Raw genomic sequence first — 19,909 nt, forward strand, 5'->3', positions numbered from 1 at the left:
CTTCACGCTTCACGCTTCACGCTTCACGCTTCACGCTTCACGCTTCACGCTTCACGCTTCACGCTTCACGCTTCACGCTTCACGTTCAACGGCAATCACCGATATTTCTACCAGCAGTTCCGGGCGAGCCATGGCAGCTTCCACACAGGCACGAGCCGGAGCATGGCCCTCGGGTACCCAGGCATCCCATACCGCATTCATTTCGGCAAAATCAGCCATTGTTTTCAGATAAATAGTGGCAGACAGCATGTGTTCCCGGCTTGAACCTGCGGCCAGCAATAACTCATCGACTTTATCCAACATGGTGACCGTTTGTTCGGTAATATCTTTGCTGGCATCTTTACAGACCTGGCCGCACAGATGAATGGTGCCGTTATGCTTGACGATACGGCTCATGCGTTGAGCAACCTGCTGGCGTTCTATAGTCATTTGTACTCCCGGTTAGGTATCAAATCTGGCATGAAAGTGATGGTAGGCTGCAAACTTTAACCGCTGGATTGACGTTGTAAACGTTTAATGAAAAAAAGGGTGAAATACATGGCAGTGATCACGGAGCTGAATATCAATCTTCTTGAATTGGCTGACAGTCAACACTCAAATGAGGCTTTGATCACCCGTGAAGGCATGCCGGAAGATCGCCGCTAGCGTGAAATTCCGACAGGCAACACCTCTATGTTTCACGTGAAACACACCTCTTTCCCCTTACCCCTTACCCCTTACCCCTTACCCCTTACCCCTTACCCCTTACTCTTCACATCATGACTGACTCGCTTCATCGACCAGGTAGAGAATGGACTCGTAGTTGATGCCGCTGTGATGGCTCAGCCCCAGTTCGCAGGTACGGCTATTGCTGACCCCTCGGGTACAGCCGGCGGGTATCTGAGTTTGCAGAGGAGCAAGGGCGGCGGCGTTGAGTTCGGGCAGGGTAAAGCCCTTGTCACCGGCAAAGCCACAGCAGCTGATGTGCTCTGGCACCACCACCTTGTTGGCACAGCGTTGGGCCAGCTCCAGCATCTTGTCTGCCAGCCCCATGCGTTGGCTGCTGCAGGTAATGTGCAGCATTACCGTCTCGTCTACCGGCAGCAGCTTCAATCGTTCCAGAGCCTGCTCCAGCACAAAGGCCACCGGCTCATAAACGGTAAGCGGCAGGGTGAAACCGTCCTGACTCAGCTTGGCACACGGGCTGGTGTCCATGAGTACCGGCCAGCGACCCTGCTCCGAGGCTTGCCATAAATGGGCTTCCAACTGCTGGGTTTTGTCACCGGCGAGCTCGGTCATGCCCTTGCTTTGATAGGGCATGCCGCAACACAGGCTGTTTAAATCCCGAGGTACTATGACATCGAAGCCGGCTTTTTCCAGCACCGCCAGGGTGACTTCGGTCAGTGAGCGGCGATCCCGGGCAGCCGGAGATTGACCCAGAGTCCGGCTGGCGCAGGAGGGGAAATACACTACCCTGGCTCGCCCCTGATCCTGCCCTTGTGGTTTATGCCGATTGGCGGCCGGGGTCGTTGGCAACCACAGGGGTACCTTGTTCTTGCTGAGCTTGCGCAATCCCTGATTAAGGCGGGTTATGGTTTTGTCGCCCAGCAACTTGCGGCCCGCATCGGCGGTATTCAAGCCGATGGCCACAGCTCTGGTGGTGCCTGCGAAGTGTGCTGCGCTCCAGCGGGCGATAGGCTGAAACTTCTGGTAGCGGGCGCTGCGCAGTTTACGTACCAGGTCCCCGGTGTTAATGCCTACCGGGCAGCGCTGTTCACACAGGCCGGTGGCGGCGCAGGTATCGACACCTTGATACTCGAACACCTGCTGCAAGCCGTCGTCTATGACTTCATTGTCGGCCTGTCGCCGTTGTAGTTCCCGATATAGCACTATGCGTTGACGAGGCGTCAGGCTTAAGTTTTGCGATGGGCAGACCGCCTCGCAAAATCCGCACTCGATGCACTTGTCCACCAAGGGGTCGGCGGCCGGTAAGGGTTTCAGGTTGTTAAGGTGCGCCTTGGGGGCGGCATTCACGATGACTCCCGGGTTGAGAATACCATTGGCATCAAACAGTGACTTGATGCGCCGAATGAGCTGATAGCCCGCTTTTCCCCACTCCAGTTCGACATAGGGTGCCATGTTGCGGCCGGTGCCGTGCTCAGCCTTTAACGACCCTTGATACTCCACCGCCACCAGCTGGGTGACTGCATCCATAAAATGGCCATATCGGTCTCGCTCGGCCTGACTATCGAAACCCTGGGTAAAGACGAAGTGCAGGTTACCCGCCAGGGCATGACCGAAGATAATGGCTTCGTGATAGCCAAAGCGTTCGAACAAGGTGGTCAGTTTACGCACCGCCGCGGCAAGATGTTCCACGTGAAACGCTATATCTTCAATCACCACGGTAGTGCCGGTTTCTCGCACCGCACCCACCGCGGGAAACATGCCTTTTCTCATGGCCCACAAGGTGGCGCAGACCGTCGGGTCTTGCGTAAAGGGCACCTGGTTTAGTGGGGAAAATGCGGTGATGGCCGCCATGGCCTGATCACAGTGGTGTTGTAACTGGGCGGCACTTTCCCCGTGAACCTCAATCAGCAAGGCGGCGGCCTCATTATCCAGGGTCTTGATAAAGTCTGGCATGCCGGCGTTGTTGGCAATGGAGCGCAGGGCTCGACCATCCATGAGTTCCACGGCGGCAACGGGGGTGTTGGCCAGTTCGGTCACCGCCAGGCAGGTGGTTTCTATATCCGGATACACCAGCAGGCAAGACGCCTTGAACGGATGATCGGGTACCGTGTGATAGGTTATCTCATTAATGAACCCCAGGGTGCCTTCCGAGCCAATCATCAGATGGGCGAGCATATCGAAGGGATCGGTAAAATCGAGCAGGGCGTTCAGGCTGTAACCCGTGGTGTTTTTCAGTCGATATTTATGGCGAATCAAGTCAGCCAGGGGCGGGTTACTGATGACTTCATGATGCAGCTGCTGCAATCCGTCCAGTAATTGTGGCTGTTGTTCGGCAAAACGAGCACGGCTTTGTGCATCCCGGGTGTCCAGCAAAGTACCATCGGCCAGCACCACACTCATGCCTGCCAGGGTGCGATAAGAGTTTTGCGCCGTACCGCAGCACATGCCAGAGGCATTGTTGGCGGCAATGCCGCCAATTTTACAGCTATTGATAGAGGCCGGATCCGGGCCTATCTTGCGGCCATAGGGCGCCAGATATTTGTTGGCATCGGCCCCGATCACGCCGGGCTGCAGGGTGATTTTATGGCCGTCATCCAGAATATGGTGCTGGCGCCAGTCATCGGTGAGGGTGATCAGCACAGAGTCGGAAACAGCCTGACCAGACAGGCTGGTTCCCGCGGCACGAAAGGTGCAGTGGATGCCATGGCTGCCGCAGAGTTGCAGCACCTGCACCACTTCATCTGTGCTTGCCAGACGTAGTACCATCTTGGGCAGCAGCCGGTAAAAACTGGCGTCGGTGCCGTAGGCCAGACAGAGAGCACTATCGGTAATGATACGCTCGGCGGGCAGAAACTTAGCCAGAGCATCAACCAGCAGGCGATATCTATGTTCCATCAAGGGTCCTCTAACATCAGAACTAAAAGTGAATTTGGTATGGGTACTGTTATCAGACGTCTTCCAGGATCAGTACCAGTAGTTGCTTGGGACCGTGGGCGCCATAGGCTAATGTTTGCTGGATATCGGCAGTCTTGGAAGGACCCGAGATCAGCAGTAAATTAGTGGGCATACCATTAGCCCAGCCTTGTTCCTTCATCATTGCTGGTAAATTAGAATGCAGCGTCGAAGCCTTGAGAATAGCAATATGACAAGGAGGCACCAAGGACAGGGTTCGGGGTTCTGCTGCGTTAGGCCAAAGCACCAAGGTGCCAGTGGCAGCAATGGCACCATGACATCCGGTAATGCCGGCGTCTACCTGGTTGAATAGCTCATCTTTCCATTGTTCCAGCGGAGTATCGAAAAGCAGCTGTTCGGCATGCCCGGCCAAGGCTTGAGTTATCTCGGTATGAAAGTCTCCGCCGGTACCGGTAGTAATTCGCTTTAGTCCCCGTTTGTTGATCTGAGTTTGTAGTGTGCCGATCAACTCGGCATGTTTCAGTGTATATACCTCGGCATGGTTTTGTTGCAGCAAGTCGACCATTCTGGCGAGCATGGTATCTTGGTCGGTTACATCCCAAATAGGATAATCCGGATCATTGACGGGCAGCGGTTGAACCTCTGCCTGGCGGAGTCTGTTGAGAATAGCTTTACGAGCGGTCGACATTATTTGTTCCTTTTGGCCATGAGTTCGCGCAAGGTGTTGGCTGCGGGCTTGGGGGCGGTTCGGCAACGAGTCCATGGTCCAAGCTTGCTGGGGATCAAACCCCGCAGGCGGGTGGCAAACCAGGTAGTCATTCTGTATAGGGCTGGGTGACTGGCAGCAAGGCTAAAGCTGCGCCAGGCAAAGGCTTCCAGATTACTTTTTGCTGCACCTTGCCCCCGTAGTGCCGGCACATCTGGCCGTGGATCCTGTTTAGCTTCTCTACGCAGCCGCAGTAACATTTCAGGAATGGGAATCCGCACCGGGCAGACTTCGCCGCAGGCACCGCAAAGACTAGAAGCAGTGGGAAGATCCTGGGTAGCTTCCAATCCCATCATGTGAGGCGAGATAATCTTGCCGATAGGGCCAGGATAAACGGTACCGTAAGCATGGCCGCCAATCCGTGTATAAACAGGGCAATGGTTCATACAGGCGCCGCAACGAATGCACTGTAATGTCTTGCGCATTTCTTCGTCGAGGAAAGCCTGACTACGACCATTGTCGAGTAATACCAGGTGCACCTCTTTGGGTCCGTCCAGCTCACCGTCCTTACGTGGCCCACTGATCATATTGAAGTAGGTAGTAATAGTTTGACCGGTTGCAGAGCGGGTTAGCGCACTGAACAGCGGCGGTACGTCGGACAGAAACTCCACCACCTTTTCGATGCCTGTAATGGCGATATGGACCTCTGGCACTGTGGTGCACATGCGCCCGTTGCCCTCGTTTTCTACTAAACACAAGGTGCCTGTTTCGGCCACCGCGAAGTTGACCCCCGACACCCCTATGTGGGCGCTACGAAACTTCTCGCGCAGTACATTGCGTCCGGTCTGGATCAGGGTATCCACGTCCAGGGTATGTTTAAAGCCGGGTACGTGCTCGGCAAACAGATCCGCCACCTGTTTCTTGTTCTTGTGAATAGCGGGCATGATGATATGTGACGGCGTTTCGTTGCCAAGCTGGACTATGTATTCGCCCATATCACTTTCCAGGCAGTCGATGCCTTCCTTCGCCATGGCGTGGTTCAGCTCTATCTCTTCGCTCACCATCGACTTGCCCTTGACCGCCAGGGTGCCGCCATGGGATTGAATAATATCGGTAAAGAGGGCGTTGGCCTGCTCGGCATTTTCAGCCCAGTGCACCTGAATACCGTTGGCGATACACTTGGCTTCCAGCTGTTCCAGTAAAGATGGTAACTTACTCAGGCAGCGCTGGCGGATCGTCTCGGCTCGGTCACGAATCGTGCTTTCTTCATGGGGATCGGCGAAAGCACTTTGGCGTTTATCTCGTAGATAATCCATGGCGCCACGGAAGTTGGCGCGCAGCTCGGGATCGAGGAGAGCTGCCTCTGCCTGTGGGTGAAATAGTTGCGGTTTATTGTGCATTTGAACCCTCCAACCGATTCAGCAAGAAGGTTGCTAAATGTGTGCCTTGCAGGTCTTTACCCTGATATTCCAGAGCACCATTGATATTGAGTAAACAGCCCCAGTCAGCACTAATTAATTGTTCGGCTTGAGTCTCGGCCAGGTGTTGGGTCTTGTCCTGCACCATGGCTTCGCTAATCGCAGGGTGCCTGACCGAAAAGGTACCGCCAAAACCACAGCACTCGCTTTCGTAGGCCTGCTCGCGCAGTTCTACTCGGCTCAACTGACTCAGTAGTTGACGACCGGTGACGTGCACCTTCATTTCCCGACGGGCGGCGCATGAGGTATGCAGCACTACCGAAGTGGCTGGACCTTGGTCATCTAGTTTTATGCGACAGACTTGCACCAGAAATTCGGTCAATTCAAATACCCGATCACAGAATTGATTGACTGACTGTTCCTGTTCACTGCCAGCAAATAGTCGACGGTAGTGATGGTGCATCATGCCGCCACAAGAACCTGACAGTACGACAACGGGCCAGGGCTCGGGAAAAAGCTCCATCTGGCTCAGGGCAATCGTTTTGGCGTCATCTTCATAACCGGAAGAGTAGGCTGGCTGCCCGCAGCAAGTTTGTTTGGGAACATAAACAATTTCGACACCGGCCCGTTCCAGCAGCTTCATGGCATCCAACCCACTTTGAGGAGAGAACATGTCTACCAGGCAGGTGGCATAGACATATACCTTGTTAGGCTTGGCGGGATACATGCGAATAGCAGACGACATAAGATTATTCCTTAAATACGACTTCATACAATTGGTTAAAAGCGAGGGCCTGTTTATCGACTCCTCACTTTTGTGCTTATCAGCAGGGAATATGACTCAAGACAACTTCAACAAAGGGTCTGCAATACCCAGCCAATAAATGGCAACCATGCCGATGATGCCGGTGAACACCAGGTAGTAGAAAGTAGGTATTGCCGTCTTGCGCAAGGTCAAACCTTCACGACCGAGCAAGCCAACGGTGGCAGAAGCAGCAACCACGTTATGAATGGCGATCATGTTACCGGCGGCAGCACCCACAGCCTGCAATGCAACCACCATGGCGGTGGATACGTTTAGCGTTTGGGCAACTTCAAACTGAAACTGTGAGAACATCATATTGGAGACGGTGTTTGAGCCAGCAATGAAGGCTCCTAAAGCACCAATGACGGCACTGATTGCAGGGAAGAAATCACCGACCAGGTCTGCTGCAACCTTAGCGGTCATCATCGGCATACTGGCAATATCGGCCTCGTTAATGCCCGAGTTGATAAAGATACGGACCATGGGCACGGTAAACATGAGTACGAAGCCGGCACCAATTAGGGTGCGGGATGACTCTGTTATCGCTGGTACCAGATCTTTGAGTGAACGAGTCTGTGTGAGTACCGCCACCAGAGAAACCATGATCAGAATGCCGCCCGGCAGATACAAAGGCTGAATGCTGGTGCTAACACCGGCTTCACCCAGAATATCGCTAAATGTCATACTCCAACTGGTGAGCAAACCTTTGAAGCTGTCACTGGTACGGCTCAGCACCAGCAATATCGGTAGTAGCAGGTAGGGGAACCAGGCCAGGGGCAGGCTGATTGGCTTTTTCTTCAGATCTTCCTTGTTAATAACCAGTGATCCCAACCATTCTTTAGGCCAGTTTTTTTCTTCTGGAAATTCGAAAACACTCTTGGGGACCAGGAAGCCTTTACGCGCGGCGGGAACCACAATAGACAAGGAGACCAAGCCACCGATTAAGGAGGGGAATTCAGGGCCGAGTACAACACCTGTGATGGCATAGGGAATGGTAAACGCCAGACCGGCAAAAATAGCGAATGGCAGTATATCCAGACCTTCCATCCAGCTTTTTTTCTCGCCGAAGAATCGGGTGAGCATCATGGACATGAACAGTGGCATCAAAATCCCGACGATAGCGTGAGTCACCGACACATAGCTGGTCACTGTGTGCAGATAGGCTTCCCAGCCGGAGCCGGCGGTGGCCAGGGTATTGTTGATGGCGGTGTTATCCAGGCCAGTGGTTACGCCGACTATGATGGGGGTGCCCACAGCACCGAACGATACCGGCGTGCTCTGGATCATCATGCCCATGAGTACCGCGGCGAGGGCCGGGAAGCCCAGTGCCACCATCAACGGAGCCGCCACGGCGGCGGGAGTACCAAATCCTGAAGCACCTTCGATGAAGCAACCAAAGCACCAGGCCACAATAATGGCCTGAATGCGCCGATCCGGGGAGATGGCGGTGAAGCCATTACGGATACTAGTGATGGCTCCGGTGTGCTTTAGGGTATTGAGGAGTAGAATGGCGCCAAAGATAATCCACAGTAAAGAAACGGATACCAGTAATCCTTGCAAGGTGGAGGCGAGCACTCGTGTCGCCGTCATCTCCCAAGCAAACAGGGAAACCAGTACGGTTAAGATAAATGCCAACGGCATGGCGCGTTTGGCTGACCACTGCAGGCCCACCAGTAGAACGGCAGCTAGCAAAATAGGCGTAAACGCTAAGAGTGCCAACAGAGAATGATTAAGCATAGTCTTCCTTTCTTAGTGATAGGTTACTGGCAATAAAAGCCACCCACAGTGGCATAATGGGTGTTAACGGTGTGTAACGATATGCTGTTGTTATTTGTGAATATATAGATTTAATGAAACACACTATTTCCAAAAATGGATGAATGATGCCGAAAACCGACGATCTCGTTCTGTTTGCTCAGGTGATTGAATTAGGCTCCTTCAGCAAGGCAGCCGACGCCAACGGCCTGACCAACTCGGTGGTGAGCAAGCGCATCGCCCGGCTGGAAAAGGAACTGGGCAGCACTCTGATTCACCGCACCACACGACGTTTGACACTGAGCGAGGCGGGGCAGGTGCTGTACCAACACGCCCGTCTGGTGGCACAGGCCGCTCAGGAAGCATTTGACGCTGTGACCGGCTATAGCCAGTCGTTACAGGGGCATATCCGGATGTCGGTCCCTACTATTTCCGGTGAGTTGTTGCTGGCGGAGGCCGTTGCCGAATTTTGTGAACTGCATCCGGCTATTTCGGTGGATATGTCGCTGGAGAATCGTTTCGTGGACCTGATTGGAGAGGGGTATGATCTGGTGATTCGCACCGGGCACCTGGACGACTCCAATCTGATAGCACGTCATATATTGGACTCAAGGTGGACCATTTGTGCCGCCCCCGAATATATCAGTCGTCGTGGCAAACCTTTGGTGCCGGAGGACCTGCTGCAACATAACTGCCTTATCTACAGTTATCAGAAAAGTGGTGCTCGCGACTGGCTGTTCAACCGGCATGGTGAGGTTTATCCGCTACGGGTCGGTGGCAACTTTTCCACCGACAACGCTGCCGCCTTGCGCAAGGCGGCCCTCGCCGGGCATGGCCTGGCCTATATGCCCAGTTGCCTGGTCTACCCGGATCTGCAGGCGGGGCGTCTGGTCGAGTTGTTACCTCGGCAGGTAGGCAAGATACTGGGCATTTATGCCGTTTACCCTTACAGTCGTCAGCCTCCGCGCAAGATCAAGCTGTTGATCGAGCATATCCGCTCCCGTTATATGGATATCAAACATTACTTCTGAGTCGAGTCGGCATCAGGGCTGCGGTCGTATCGAAATCCTCTAACTTTAGCTCCGAGGAGCTGCAGCTGGCAGCGAGTATCAATGGTGTGTTCCAGTCGGGGGTTTTTCATGGCAATGGTGCCGAGTGAGATGGAATGGTGTTAGCATAATATTGTTCGCACGATAATTAAGAATGGACAAGTCGATGCAACATTGTTGCTTTTAGAACAACAAACTAAGTGGAGGATGCTTTATGACCGAATGGATTCTGCGGCCTGGTAAATCCAATGTGACTCTTAACGAGGTTGACCATGATTAAAACTGCCATTATTGGCTACGGCCAGTCCGCCAGTATTTTTCACTTGCCGTTTATTGATAGCCTGTCGGATTTTGAGCTGGTCGCCATCAGTACATCCAAACCGGAAAAAGCGGCTCAGGACTGGCCCGACGTAACGGTATATACGGATGTGGATCAAATGCTGGCGGAGTCAGGTGCGCAATTGGTGGTCATTACCGCGCCGAATGAAGTGCATTACGAGCTGGGGCGCAAGGCGCTGAGTTTGGGGTTGCATGTGGTAATGGAAAACCCGACCGTTACCCAGCTGAATCAAGGTACCGAGCTGATGCGTCTGGCAGACAGCAACCAGCTTTGTTTGATCCCGTTTCATAATCGCCGCTGGGACAGTGACTTCGTGACCCTGCGCAAGCTGCTGGCAGATGATGTTCTGGGGCCGATTCATGGTTTTGAATCTCATTTTGATCGCTTTCGGCCTCGGGTGAGAGCCGAGCAACCGGGAGTGGGTGCCGGGGTCTGGTTTGATCTCGGTGGGCACCTGGTCGATCAGACGCTGGTGTTATTTGGCAAGCCGCTGGCGGTCACGGCACGTTGCCTGTCGATGCGGCCAGGATCCGAAGTCACCGATTATTTTCATGTGCAGCTGCATTACAGCGACAAGGAAGTCTTGTTGCACTCCAGCCCATATCATCCCGGGCCGACCTTACGTTTCAAGCTGCAGGGAGAGCGGGGCTGCTACATCAAGCGCGGTTTCGACCCGCAAGAAGAGCGCCTGCAAAATGGCATAGTGCCGGACTCGCCTTTTTTGGCAAAAGAAGCGGAAGCCGATTATGGAGTCTTTTACTCCGATGATGAGCCACAGGTCATTGAATCGGAAATAGGCGGTTACCGTTATTTTTACCAGGCCACGGCACAGGCAATTCGTGGCGAAGGCCCCTTGCCGGTCACCATGCAGGATGCCCTGGATGGACTGAATATCATTAACCTGGCAGAAGAAAGCTCACGGGAAGGCAAGACCCTTGAATTGAGAGCCACCACCTTCAGGTAGCTTTACTCTGAACCATGTAAAACGGCGACCCCAGGGTCGCCGTTTTACATGGTGGCCGAACTTTGATGAATATTATCTGCTCAGCAGAATATAGGCGATGATCAGGCCGGCGATAAACAGGGTTTCCAGTACCACCAGCAGGACGGGTTTCCAGCCTACCGAGAGAATATCTTTAAGCTGGGTTCGCACACCGAGGGCGGCGATGGCGGTCAGCAGCAGCCAGGAAGAGCTACCGGCCAGCGGCTGGCTGACGGCGGCGGGAATCCACCCCAGGCTGTTAAGAATGAACAGCGCCACAAAGCCGAGCAGAAAGCCGGGAATCGCCACCCCTTTACCGCTGCTGCTTTCACCGCGTTGTCGGGCGGCTCGCTGGATCACAATCCCTATGGTCATGACGATGGGCACCAGCATGGCGACCCGCAGCAGCTTGACGAAGGTACTCAGGTCACCCACTTCGGTCGACATGCTGTAACCGGCACCGACCACCTGGGCGACATCGTGAATGGTGGCACCGATGAACAGGCCTGCTTCCTGCGGGGTCAGATCCAGACTGGTGCTGATCATGGGATACAAGATCATGGCCAGGGTGCTGAGGGTAGTGACGCTGATCACGGTGAACAGGGTATTGCGCTTCATCTGTTCATTTTGATCAAGCACGCTGCTAATAGCCATGGCGGCCGAAGCGCCACAAATGGCGACCGAGCCGCCGGTGAGCGTGCCGAATGAAGAAGAGAATCCCAGCATGCGTGCCATGACCACACCAAAGCCGATGGTCAGCACCACAGATGAACAGACCATGAGCAGCGGTGACCAGCCCAGGGTGAGCACGTCGCTGAAGGTAATGCGCAGCCCCAGCATGGCAACCCCGATGCGAAGCACCGTTCTGGCGGAAAACTCCAGCCCCGGCAGGCAGACGGACTCCTGACTCAGAAAGTTGAATGCCAGCCCGAGCAACAATGCCATCAGCATGGCGGGGGCACCATATTGCTGGGACAGGAAGCTGGCAGCGATGCCGATAGTGACCGCTACGCACACGCCGGGGAAGTAGCGTTGTCTGGTGTGTTCAATTTTTCGCAACATGCTCATCATAGGGTTATTGCTCGCTTCAGCCATGATGCTGTCCTTGCTGGTTAATCACAGTTGGGGCCGGTAGTCAGGGAGGTAGATCCCAGTATGTTCTCATAGTAAGAGGGGGGCGTGGGAGTATCTAATGCCTTTTTATAGCCGCGCGGTTACTTTTAAGCATACAGGCAGCATAGTGACGTGCATGGGAGAGGGGAGCGCGAGGGGGGCTATCTGGTTGTTGTGGCCGGGCTGTTGGCACAGGGCCATTCTCTAAACCTGGCAGGCGTCATGCGGCCGGCGGTAAGCTGCCGACCGCAAAGCGGTATTACTCGGTCGCTGTGGGCGCCTGTTCGCCGCCGTGGCGGCGCTGTAGTGCCAGGCCCTGCAAAAAGTTACGCAAAAACTGGTCGCCACAGGCTTGGTAATGCTTGTGCCCGGGCTTGCGAAACAGTGAGGTCAGCTCGGGTTTTCTAACTTCAAAGCCGGCCAGGGCAAGCAGATCGAGAATGTCTTCTGCTTTTAGCTCCAGTGCCACGCGCAGCTTTTTGAACACCTGGTTGTTGATGGGTTCGGCTTGCTCCGGGCGGGGGGCCGGGTCACCGTCGCGCGGGCCACGATTCTTCAAGATCAGGCCATCTAAAAAGCCCAGGATCTGCTCGTTGCTACAGCTGTGGTAATTGGCATCTTCTTCTTTGGCCAAGAGCGCCAGAAACTGTGCTTCGTTAATGGTCACATTACCCAAACCGAACAGGGAGATTGCATCTTTATCTTTTATATCAAGGGCATAACGAATACGGCGCAATATGTCATTGTTAGTCATTAGCGTTTTGCTCCTCTTTCTTTCCGCCTTCGGGCTTGTCTTCCGCTTTTTTCACGCGAATTTTTTGTCCGTCCAGCTCAATGCCGTTCAGGCTTTTGATGGCTGCCTTGGCCTGAGCCGGATTGGGCATAAAGGCAAAGCCAAAGCCCTTGGAGTTTTTGGTGTTGGGATCCATAACCAGATGGAAATACTGCACTAAGCCATAAGGTGCCAGCAGCGCCAGTACTTGCTCTTCGGTAGTAAGACGGGACAGGCCCCTGATCATAATTTTCATGGTGTCTCCAATATGACGCCGCTGCGCGATACAAGGTGATAAATAAGAATGGACTTGGTGTTAACAGCATAGGCGCTGCTCACTCAAGGGGGGCGCGAGTGTAGCAGTTTGTCTGGCTGACGTCTGCCTGCTTATGGTCGCAAGGGGGCGGCCGCAATGCGTAAAAAGCCGACCACTGGGGGTCGGCTGCGGGCTGATTAATGCTCCAAGCTGCGCACACGCTGGCGCAATATCGAGAAGTCGAACGACTGGCGGTGGGGGATGCACAACAACAGGGCTGAGACCAGCACGGGGACCAGACTGGCCAGCAGAAAGGATTCCAGCAGGTAGTTGAGCGCTTCGCCCGGAGCCGGGAACAGCCAGAGTCCGGCTACCAGACCGGCAAAGGTACTCAGTACGGCGTTATAGCTTCGATAGCGTGCATTATAAAAGCCAAAGAACACCGGAAAGGCCGCGGCACAGCACAAGAGATCGGCCAGCAAGAACAGATATAAAACACTGAAGCCCTGGGAGGCGACAATCAGTACCGGAACTGAGAGCAAGACAATCAACCAGCGCGACAGACCCAGCAGTTTGTTGGCGCTGAACTCGGGCAACAGGCGACGCAAGTCCACCACCATCATGCTGGAAATACCGCTGATGGTAGAGTCGGCGCTGCTCATGATCAGCGCCAGCCCAAACGGCAATAACCCTATGGCAAACCACAGTGGAATATTCGATAACAAGACGTTGAATAATGCCACTGAGCCATCGCCAGGCAGGGCCAATCCCACAAACGCCAAACCAAACAAGCCCATGATAAAAATGACCACGAAGCCGAGCAGACCGCTGACGATAAAGCCGTTACGAATGGCCTTGTTGTCTTGGGCGGCAAAGATGCGCTGCCAGGTACCCTGGTAGAAGAGGCCGGTCAGTACCACGGCAATAAAAAAGGTCAGCCCGGATTTAAAGCCAGCCATATCGAAGGGGTTCAGTAGCTGTGGTGCTTTTTCTTTCAGCCCGGCGATGGTGGGTGCCAGTCCCCCCACGGCTTGCCAGCCGAACAGGATGAGCAATACCAGAAACGGCAGTATCACCAGCATCTGCACCCGGTCGGTAAAAATGGTGACCTTCAGCCCGCCGTAAAGGGTATAGAGCAGGGTGGCTGCCATGACGATAGTGGCCGTCACCCACAAGGGGACCGGCGCCAGCAGTTCAACCATCTTGGCAATGGCCGTTAACCCCGCGGTGAGCGAGATAAACATATAAAACATCATGATGACCATGACGAACAGGTACATGGTCTTGCCGTAGCGATGCAGCACAAACTCGGTCAGGGTATGGCCTTGCGGGATCAGCTCACGCAGACGTTTACCCAGTGGGATCATCATGAAGCGAGGCACTAACGCACCCAGGGCATAGCCGGTGACGGCGCCAATGCCGCCCCAGGTGGCTGCTTCGGCAGGGCCAAATAAAATCCAGGTGCCCATGGTGGTGGCGAGCAGCGTCAGCATGGTCGCGGTGCCATTTTGACTGTTGCGAGCAACAATGAAGTCTTCGAGGTGGTCTTGCTGGCGGCGCGCATAAATCAGGCCGGGTATGGCAAAGACAGCGGCAAAAAAACAGAGCCAAAGAATGGCGTCGGTAGTGCTGAGCATGGGTTCTCCCTTTGCCTATCACAGGCAAGCATGAGGATTAGAGCCAGTCATTGGCTGCAAAAGCCGGGTAACAGCGAGCCGCTCAGGAGGGAGAGTGAGGGTAAATCATTTCCTTCCCTTCGCCGGCATTATCCGGATCAGGTTCGAAGGGTTACCGCAGCAAGTTGCGGAATCTCAGCCAGTTTAGGTGTCATTAATAACACCTGAGGCTCCCCCAGGAATGGTCATGAGAGTAAAAACTATCGTGACGCTTGTCAAACGATTGCAGTGTTGTGAGAAGTAGAGGTGAGGCGTAACCCTGTACGCCTCGGCACTCACAGTTTGCCGTGGGTTATTTAACCGCCCAGCCAATGCTCTCGCCGGCACGGATTGGCACCAGCTTGTCTCCACCTAACGCCAGGGTCTCGGGCACAGTCCAGGACTCCTTGACCAGGGTGATGGTGTCGGTGTTGCGCGGCAGGCCGTAAAAGTCCGGGCCGTAGTGGCTGGTAAAGGCTTCCAGCTTGTCCAGTGCACCCGCGTCGTCAAAGGCTTCGGCATACAGCTCAACGGCGGCGTGTGAGGTATAGGCGCCGGCGCAGCCACAGGCGGCTTCTTTACGGTGCTGAAAATGCGGCGCCGAGTCGGTGCCCATGAAGAACTTCTTGTTGCCACTGGTGGCGGCACGCACCAGCGCTTGCTGATGGGTGTTGCGCTTGAGAATAGGCAGGCAATAAAAATGGGGGCGTATGCCTCCCACCAGCATGTGGTTACGGTTGAACAACAGGTGGTGGGCGGTGATGGTGGCCGCGACATTGTCACCGGCCTGCTCGACGAAGTTCACCGCATGCTCGGTAGTAATGTGCTCGAGCACGATTTTCAGCTCGGGAAAATCGCGCACTACATCGGGCAGCACTGTGTCGAGGAACACTTTTTCCCGGTCGAAAATATCGATGCTGGCGTCGGTGACTTCACCGTGCACCAATAACAAGACGCCGGTTTCCTGCATCACTTCCAGTACCGGATAAATATTTTTAACGTCGGTTACGCCGGAGTCGGAGTTGGTGGTGGCACCGGCCGGGTACAGCTTGCAGGCGACGATTTTGCCACAGGCTTTGGCGCGACGGATTTCTTCGGGGTCGGTGTTGTCGGTTAAATACAAACTCATCAAGGGCTCAAACTGGCTGCCCTGGGGGCGAACGGCCGTAATGCGGTCGTAATAGGCCAGCGCCAGCTCTGTGGTGGTGGCCGGCGGCAGCAGGTTGGGCATGACAAGCGCACGGCCCAGGTAGCGACTGGCATCGCGCACCGTGTCTTTGAGTTGGTCGCCATCGCGCAGGTGCAAGTGCCAGTCGTCGGGGCGGGTGATGGTTAACGTGGTCTTTTGTGTGGTCATAGTCAGCTCGGCGGGGTATCCATTACATCCAGATCTGTATTATCCATGCTCAGCCGACTTTAACCAAACCTTAGAGAGCTTTAAGCCGTCAGCTATAAGCGATCAATCTGTCTCTTAGTCACAACAATTTGTTGATACTTTTTGAAATTAGTGTGGCCCTCAGGCAGAGGGCACTGCTCCTCCGACACGCCGTGAACCCATCCATGGGGGCTCAAACCGCGCCATCCCTGGCGCGGATGGTCGGTTGAGCAGATACCCTCTGCCTTCCCGTTGACACCGGTACCGTCGGTCAGTGATGCTCACCGAAGACTCTGTGCCTAAAAAGAGGCGGCTGGGATAGCCTCAGCCGACCAGCACATGACAGGACGTCATGTGCTGAGCGTCGCAGGGATGCGGTTTAGCGTGTCGGAGGAGGGTACCCAGTTGCCTCTGGGCATTAATTCATTGGCTAGCGATTTGTGGCTAAGAGACAGGCGATAAGCTGTAAGCCAGAAGAAAAATCGAAACATGAACAATGTCACCTGATTTTCATTCAGTAAACGGCGTTAACCCAGATTGTCAGGCCACTCGGGCTGCTGATCGCTTCCAGCTATGGCTTAACGCTCCCCGAAGGGGGAGGGGTATGCTATGGTTTAGCCGTGACACGGGGTGTCTGGCAGTAATGACGGCCAGGCTGAGATAACACCCGTCGAACCTGATCCAGTTCATACTGGCGAAGGGATGTCAGCCCTGCGGCTCATGGCTATTAGTGCCTATCCATGCCTTCGCCTCTGATTCTTAGAGGTAGCAATGCAACAACACGCAACACAACAAGCAACACAACAATCTTCCCCCTCATTCGAGCAACAGCTGGTGCTGGTGACCGGTGGCGGCCGTGGTTTGGGCGAACACCTGGTGCGCGCCTTTCTGCGTGAAGGGGCCAGAGTAGTGATCAACTACCTGAACAGTGCCGAGGCGGCGAACCAGCTGGCGGCGGACTACCCCGAGCACGCACTGGCACTGCAAGCCGACGTCACCGATGCGGCCGCAGTGCAAGCCATGTTTGCCAGAGCAAGCGCGCATTTTGGCCAGCCCATTACCACAGTTATTAACAACGCCTTGCCGGCTTTTTCCTTTAATGGTGATGCGCGCGAAAGCGCAGAACAGCTTAGCTGGACCAGCATGCACCAACAGTTTGAAGGCGTTATAAAGGGCGCCCTGAATACCACGCAGGCAGCCTTGCCCGGCATGCGCGAGGCGGGCTTTGGCCGCATCGTCAACGTGGGTACCAACCTGTTTCAGAATCCGGTGGTGCCGTATCACGATTACACCGCCGCCAAGGCGGCACTGTTATCGCTGACCCGTACCTTGTCTCAGGACCTGGGGCCCGATCAGATTACCGTCAATATGGTATCCGGCGGCTTGTTGCGCACCACGGATGCCTCGGCGGCCACCCCCGAAGCGGTATTCGATTATATTGCCGCCAACACGCCGCTGCGCCGCGTGACCACGCCGGCGGAATTTGCCGATGCCATCCTGTTCTTCGCCTCCCCCTGGTCGCGTTCGGTGACCGGGCAGAATCTGGTGGTCGACGGCGGTCTGGTGAAAAACTGATGGCGGCAACAAACGATACTCGGCGCATGATGCACCTCAATCTGTTTTTAATGGGCTGTGGTCATCACAAGGGCGCCTGGCGCCACCCTGATTCATCGGTGGAGCAGCTGGGCGATATTCGCTATTACGAGCGGCTGGCGCAAACCGCCGAGCGTGGCAAGCTGGATGCGGTGTTCTTTGCCGATGGGCAGTCGGCGGGTAATGTCTCCGATGGCAGCCCCTGGTTTTTGGAACCGCTGACCACCATGGCCGCCATGAGTCGCGCCACGGACAAGATTGGCCTGATCAGCACCGTCTCCAGCACCTTTTACACCCCCTTTCATGCGGCCAGAATGATGGCGTCACTGGATCATATTTCCGGTGGGCGCATGGGTTGGAATGTGGTGACCTCCATGTTTGATGTTGAGGCGCGCAACCATAACTACCAGACCATGCCGGTGCATGCGGACCGCTATCGCCGTGCCGACGAGTTTGTGGATGCGGTGCTCAAGTTATGGGACTCCTGGCAGGCCGATGCCCTGAGCTTCGATCGCTTTGGCCACTATGCGGACCCCGATAAAGTGCAGCCCATTCATCACGAGGGCGAGTTCTTCCTGGTGGATGGGCCCTTGAACGTGCCGCGCCCGCCCCAGGGGCACCCGGTGTTGTTTCAGGCTGGCGCCTCTGAACCTGGCCGGGAACTGGCTGCGCGACGGGCCGAAGCCATTTATGCGGTGGCCTACGACTTGCCCGCCGCCCAAGATTATTATCGCGATATCAAGCGGCGAGTGGCTGCCTCAGGTCGCCGTGTAGAGGTACCCATCATGCCGGGTCTGGTGACCTATGTGGCCGCCACCGAAGAAGAGGCGAAAGCCAGGCAGCGGGAGCTGGACGAGTTGCTGCCGGTAGAGGCCTCGTTACGTCAGCTTGGACTGTTTACCGAGCAGGACTGCATGAACTGGGAGCTGGATGCGCCGGTGCCGGCCTTGCCGTCACTGGAGGCTTTTACCGGACCCAAGGGGCGCTATAGCACCATTTTACGCATTATCGAAACCGAGCAACCCACGGTACGTCAATTGCTGGGGCGGCTGGCGGCCGGCGGTGGCCATTGCACTATGGTGGGTACGCCCGAGTCGATAGCCGATCGCATGGAGCAGTGGTTCCGCAACGAAGGCGCCGACGGTTTCAACCTGATGCCACCTTCGTTACCCGCCGGCATAGAAGACTTCGTCGATCAGGTGGTACCGGAGCTACAAAGGCGCGGTGTGTTCCGCACCGAATATCAAGGCACCACCCTGCGGGATCATCTGGGGTTGGCTCGGCCCGAGTAAGCGTAACGCCGCCGGTTTGTCTTTCTCGTCACCCTCGCGAAGGCGGGGGTCCAGTGTCTGTGCAGGAGAGGTGCGGGCTGACTGATCTGTGCCACAGGCCCTGGGTTCTCGTTACCGCCTGCGCGAGGATGATGTTCCTTCGCGGGGGTGACGACAGAACCACACCTGTTATGCAGGATTACTGGCACATCGGGCAAAGGGATCTGCTCCGCCGACACGCTTCAAATAAATGACACTCACCGTTTTTAACCTGCTGCGAACATTCACTGGATGTTCGGTCAGGTTGAAACGGTTCGTCACGGCGAGGCAAGCTCGCCCCCTGCACGCTCAACACATGACATCCCTGTCATGTGATGGTCGGCGGAGCAGATCCCTTTGCCCTCCTTCAAGATCCTGTGTTGCCTCTGGAATCAGGGGCAGATTCTTACTGGGAGTGCTATAGAAGGCGGCACTACAACGGTGTCATTTTGTCGTGTCGTCGGCTAACCTGATAAGCACGTTTTCTGTAACGAACAAGGAGTCGATATGCGTATTCTGATGGTACTGACCTCTCATGACCGCTTGGGGGACACCGGTGAAAAGACCGGTTTCTGGCTGGAGGAATTTGCCGCTCCTTATTACGTGTTCAAGGATGCCGGTGCCACTATTGCCCTGGCTTCCCCCCAGGGCGGTCAGCCGCCGCTGGATCCGAAAAGTGATGCGCCGGACGCCCAGACCGAAGCCACCGAACGTTTCCGCGGCGATCCTGTCGCTCAGGCAGAGCTGGCCAGTACCCACAAGCTGACGGAGATGTCGGCAGCCGACTTTGATGCGGTGTTTTATCCCGGCGGCCATGGCCCGCTGTGGGATCTGGCAGAAGATAAAGACTCCATCGCGCTGATCGAGGCCTTTGCCGCGGCCAGCAAACCGGTGGCGGCCGTGTGTCATGCCCCTGCGGTGTTGCGCCATACCAGAGCCGGCACCGGTAAATACCTGGTGGATGGCAAACGGGTAACCGGCTTTACCAACAGCGAAGAAGCCGCGGTACAACTGACCGACATAGTGCCTTTTCTGGTGGAAGACATGCTCCGGAAAAACGGCGGCGATTATCGCAAGGCCGATGACTGGCAGCCCTATGTGGAAACCGATGGCCTGCTGGTAACCGGCCAGAACCCAGCCTCTTCCGAACCGGCGGCCAGCGCCCTGCTGGCGCTATTGAAGCATTAAGTTGAAGCGCTGA

16 protein-coding genes and 2 riboswitches are annotated in these 19,909 nt (G+C 55.4%); of the genes, 5 read left to right on the forward strand and 11 right to left on the reverse strand.

The window, feature by feature from the left end; genetic code table 11:
* Positions 1 to 72: 72 nt before the first annotated feature.
* The 6 genes from ACN0VL_RS04935 to ACN0VL_RS04960 form a co-directional block, all read right to left on the reverse strand.
* A complete protein-coding gene (locus tag ACN0VL_RS04935) occupies positions 73 to 429 on the reverse strand; it encodes a RidA family protein (RefSeq protein ID WP_417615077.1) in 357 nt (118 codons plus the stop codon).
* A gap of 327 nt (positions 430 to 756) precedes the next feature.
* The gene (locus ACN0VL_RS04940; protein WP_417615079.1) at positions 757 to 3,561 is read right to left on the reverse strand and encodes an FAD-binding and (Fe-S)-binding domain-containing protein; all 2,805 of its coding nucleotides are present in this window, start codon (positions 3,559 to 3,561) and stop codon (positions 757 to 759) included.
* Between the two features lie 52 nt (positions 3,562 to 3,613).
* On the reverse strand, positions 3,614 to 4,267 hold the full coding sequence (locus tag ACN0VL_RS04945; RefSeq protein ID WP_417615081.1) for a LutC/YkgG family protein: 654 nt from the start codon (positions 4,265 to 4,267) through the stop codon (positions 3,614 to 3,616).
* Entirely contained in the window at positions 4,267 to 5,685 is a 1,419-nt protein-coding gene (locus tag ACN0VL_RS04950; RefSeq protein ID WP_417615083.1) for a LutB/LldF family L-lactate oxidation iron-sulfur protein, read from the reverse strand. Before ACN0VL_RS04950 ends, ACN0VL_RS04945 begins: the two co-directional genes overlap by 1 nt.
* Positions 5,675 to 6,448, reverse strand: a complete 774-nt coding sequence (locus ACN0VL_RS04955; protein WP_417615085.1) for a (Fe-S)-binding protein — start codon at positions 6,446 to 6,448, stop codon at positions 5,675 to 5,677. The genes ACN0VL_RS04950 and ACN0VL_RS04955 overlap by 11 nt, the downstream gene beginning before the upstream one ends.
* A 96-nt stretch (positions 6,449 to 6,544) precedes the next feature.
* Complete coding sequence (locus ACN0VL_RS04960; protein WP_417615087.1) at positions 6,545 to 8,245, reverse strand: L-lactate permease; 1,701 nt, start codon at positions 8,243 to 8,245, stop codon at positions 6,545 to 6,547.
* Positions 8,246 to 8,388: 143 nt separating this feature from the next.
* Here ACN0VL_RS04960 and ACN0VL_RS04965 point away from each other — a divergent pair, with 143 nt between their 5' ends.
* Together ACN0VL_RS04965 and ACN0VL_RS04970 are read left to right on the forward strand one after the other, a co-directional pair.
* Positions 8,389 to 9,294, forward strand: a complete 906-nt coding sequence (locus ACN0VL_RS04965) for a LysR substrate-binding domain-containing protein (protein WP_417615089.1) — start codon at positions 8,389 to 8,391, stop codon at positions 9,292 to 9,294.
* 290 nt (positions 9,295 to 9,584) lie between these two features.
* Complete coding sequence (locus ACN0VL_RS04970) at positions 9,585 to 10,616, forward strand: Gfo/Idh/MocA family oxidoreductase (RefSeq protein WP_417615091.1); 1,032 nt, start codon at positions 9,585 to 9,587, stop codon at positions 10,614 to 10,616.
* 72 nt (positions 10,617 to 10,688) lie between these two features.
* Here ACN0VL_RS04970 and ACN0VL_RS04975 read toward each other — a convergent pair whose 3' ends face one another.
* The 5 genes from ACN0VL_RS04975 to pyrC form a co-directional block, all read right to left on the reverse strand.
* On the reverse strand, positions 10,689 to 11,729 hold the full coding sequence (locus ACN0VL_RS04975) for a YeiH family protein (RefSeq protein ID WP_417615092.1): 1,041 nt from the start codon (positions 11,727 to 11,729) through the stop codon (positions 10,689 to 10,691).
* Between the two features lie 277 nt (positions 11,730 to 12,006).
* Complete coding sequence (locus ACN0VL_RS04980) at positions 12,007 to 12,501, reverse strand: DUF1456 family protein (RefSeq protein ID WP_417615094.1); 495 nt, start codon at positions 12,499 to 12,501, stop codon at positions 12,007 to 12,009.
* Positions 12,494 to 12,775, reverse strand: coding sequence for an RNA recognition motif domain-containing protein (locus tag ACN0VL_RS04985; protein WP_417615096.1), 282 nt, complete (start codon positions 12,773 to 12,775; stop codon positions 12,494 to 12,496). The genes ACN0VL_RS04980 and ACN0VL_RS04985 overlap by 8 nt, the downstream gene beginning before the upstream one ends.
* Before the next feature lie 197 nt (positions 12,776 to 12,972).
* Entirely contained in the window at positions 12,973 to 14,412 is a 1,440-nt protein-coding gene (locus tag ACN0VL_RS04990; RefSeq protein WP_417615098.1) for a sodium:solute symporter family protein, read from the reverse strand.
* Positions 14,413 to 14,509: 97 nt separating this feature from the next.
* A riboswitch (TPP riboswitch) is annotated at positions 14,510 to 14,638 on the reverse strand.
* 105 nt (positions 14,639 to 14,743) lie between these two features.
* Positions 14,744 to 15,787: a dihydroorotase gene (gene pyrC / locus ACN0VL_RS04995; protein ID WP_417615100.1), complete on the reverse strand. Its 1,044-nt coding sequence runs from the start codon at positions 15,785 to 15,787 to the stop codon at positions 14,744 to 14,746.
* Between the two features lie 634 nt (positions 15,788 to 16,421).
* Positions 16,422 to 16,525: riboswitch (TPP riboswitch) on the forward strand.
* A 51-nt stretch (positions 16,526 to 16,576) separates the two neighbouring features.
* Between pyrC and ACN0VL_RS05000 the strand changes: the two genes are divergently transcribed.
* The 3 genes from ACN0VL_RS05000 to ACN0VL_RS05010 all read left to right on the forward strand — a co-directional run bounded on the left by ACN0VL_RS05000 (position 16,577) and on the right by ACN0VL_RS05010 (position 19,896).
* Positions 16,577 to 17,380 (forward strand): 3-oxoacyl-ACP reductase, encoded by an 804-nt coding sequence (locus tag ACN0VL_RS05000; RefSeq protein ID WP_417615102.1) that lies wholly within the window; start codon positions 16,577 to 16,579, stop codon positions 17,378 to 17,380.
* The gene (locus ACN0VL_RS05005) at positions 17,380 to 18,690 is read left to right on the forward strand and encodes an LLM class flavin-dependent oxidoreductase (RefSeq protein WP_417615104.1); all 1,311 of its coding nucleotides are present in this window, start codon (positions 17,380 to 17,382) and stop codon (positions 18,688 to 18,690) included. Before ACN0VL_RS05000 ends, ACN0VL_RS05005 begins: the two co-directional genes overlap by 1 nt.
* Positions 18,691 to 19,215: 525 nt before the next feature.
* Positions 19,216 to 19,896: a type 1 glutamine amidotransferase domain-containing protein gene (locus ACN0VL_RS05010; protein ID WP_417615106.1), complete on the forward strand. Its 681-nt coding sequence runs from the start codon at positions 19,216 to 19,218 to the stop codon at positions 19,894 to 19,896.
* Positions 19,897 to 19,909: the final 13 nt, after the last annotated feature.

This window comes from Oceanisphaera sp., assembly GCF_048268965.1.
Taxonomy (GTDB): domain Bacteria; phylum Pseudomonadota; class Gammaproteobacteria; order Enterobacterales; family Aeromonadaceae; genus Oceanimonas.

Coding starts and splice junctions, on each gene's coding strand:
- ACN0VL_RS04935 (WP_417615077.1), bottom strand. CDS start 429: ATGACTATAGAACGCCAGCAGGTTGCTCAACGCATGAGCCGTATCGTC.
- ACN0VL_RS04940 (WP_417615079.1), bottom strand. CDS start 3,561: ATGGAACATAGATATCGCCTGCTGGTTGATGCTCTGGCTAAGTTTCTG.
- ACN0VL_RS04945 (WP_417615081.1), bottom strand. CDS start 4,267: ATGTCGACCGCTCGTAAAGCTATTCTCAACAGACTCCGCCAGGCAGAG.
- ACN0VL_RS04950 (WP_417615083.1), bottom strand. CDS start 5,685: ATGCACAATAAACCGCAACTATTTCACCCACAGGCAGAGGCAGCTCTC.
- ACN0VL_RS04955 (WP_417615085.1), bottom strand. CDS start 6,448: ATGTCGTCTGCTATTCGCATGTATCCCGCCAAGCCTAACAAGGTATAT.
- ACN0VL_RS04960 (WP_417615087.1), bottom strand. CDS start 8,245: ATGCTTAATCATTCTCTGTTGGCACTCTTAGCGTTTACGCCTATTTTG.
- ACN0VL_RS04965 (WP_417615089.1), top strand. CDS start 8,389: ATGATGCCGAAAACCGACGATCTCGTTCTGTTTGCTCAGGTGATTGAA.
- ACN0VL_RS04970 (WP_417615091.1), top strand. CDS start 9,585: ATGATTAAAACTGCCATTATTGGCTACGGCCAGTCCGCCAGTATTTTT.
- ACN0VL_RS04975 (WP_417615092.1), bottom strand. CDS start 11,729: ATGGCTGAAGCGAGCAATAACCCTATGATGAGCATGTTGCGAAAAATT.
- ACN0VL_RS04980 (WP_417615094.1), bottom strand. CDS start 12,501: ATGACTAACAATGACATATTGCGCCGTATTCGTTATGCCCTTGATATA.
- ACN0VL_RS04985 (WP_417615096.1), bottom strand. CDS start 12,775: ATGAAAATTATGATCAGGGGCCTGTCCCGTCTTACTACCGAAGAGCAA.
- ACN0VL_RS04990 (WP_417615098.1), bottom strand. CDS start 14,412: ATGCTCAGCACTACCGACGCCATTCTTTGGCTCTGTTTTTTTGCCGCT.
- pyrC (WP_417615100.1), bottom strand. CDS start 15,787: ATGACCACACAAAAGACCACGTTAACCATCACCCGCCCCGACGACTGG.
- ACN0VL_RS05000 (WP_417615102.1), top strand. CDS start 16,577: ATGCAACAACACGCAACACAACAAGCAACACAACAATCTTCCCCCTCA.
- ACN0VL_RS05005 (WP_417615104.1), top strand. CDS start 17,380: ATGGCGGCAACAAACGATACTCGGCGCATGATGCACCTCAATCTGTTT.
- ACN0VL_RS05010 (WP_417615106.1), top strand. CDS start 19,216: ATGCGTATTCTGATGGTACTGACCTCTCATGACCGCTTGGGGGACACC.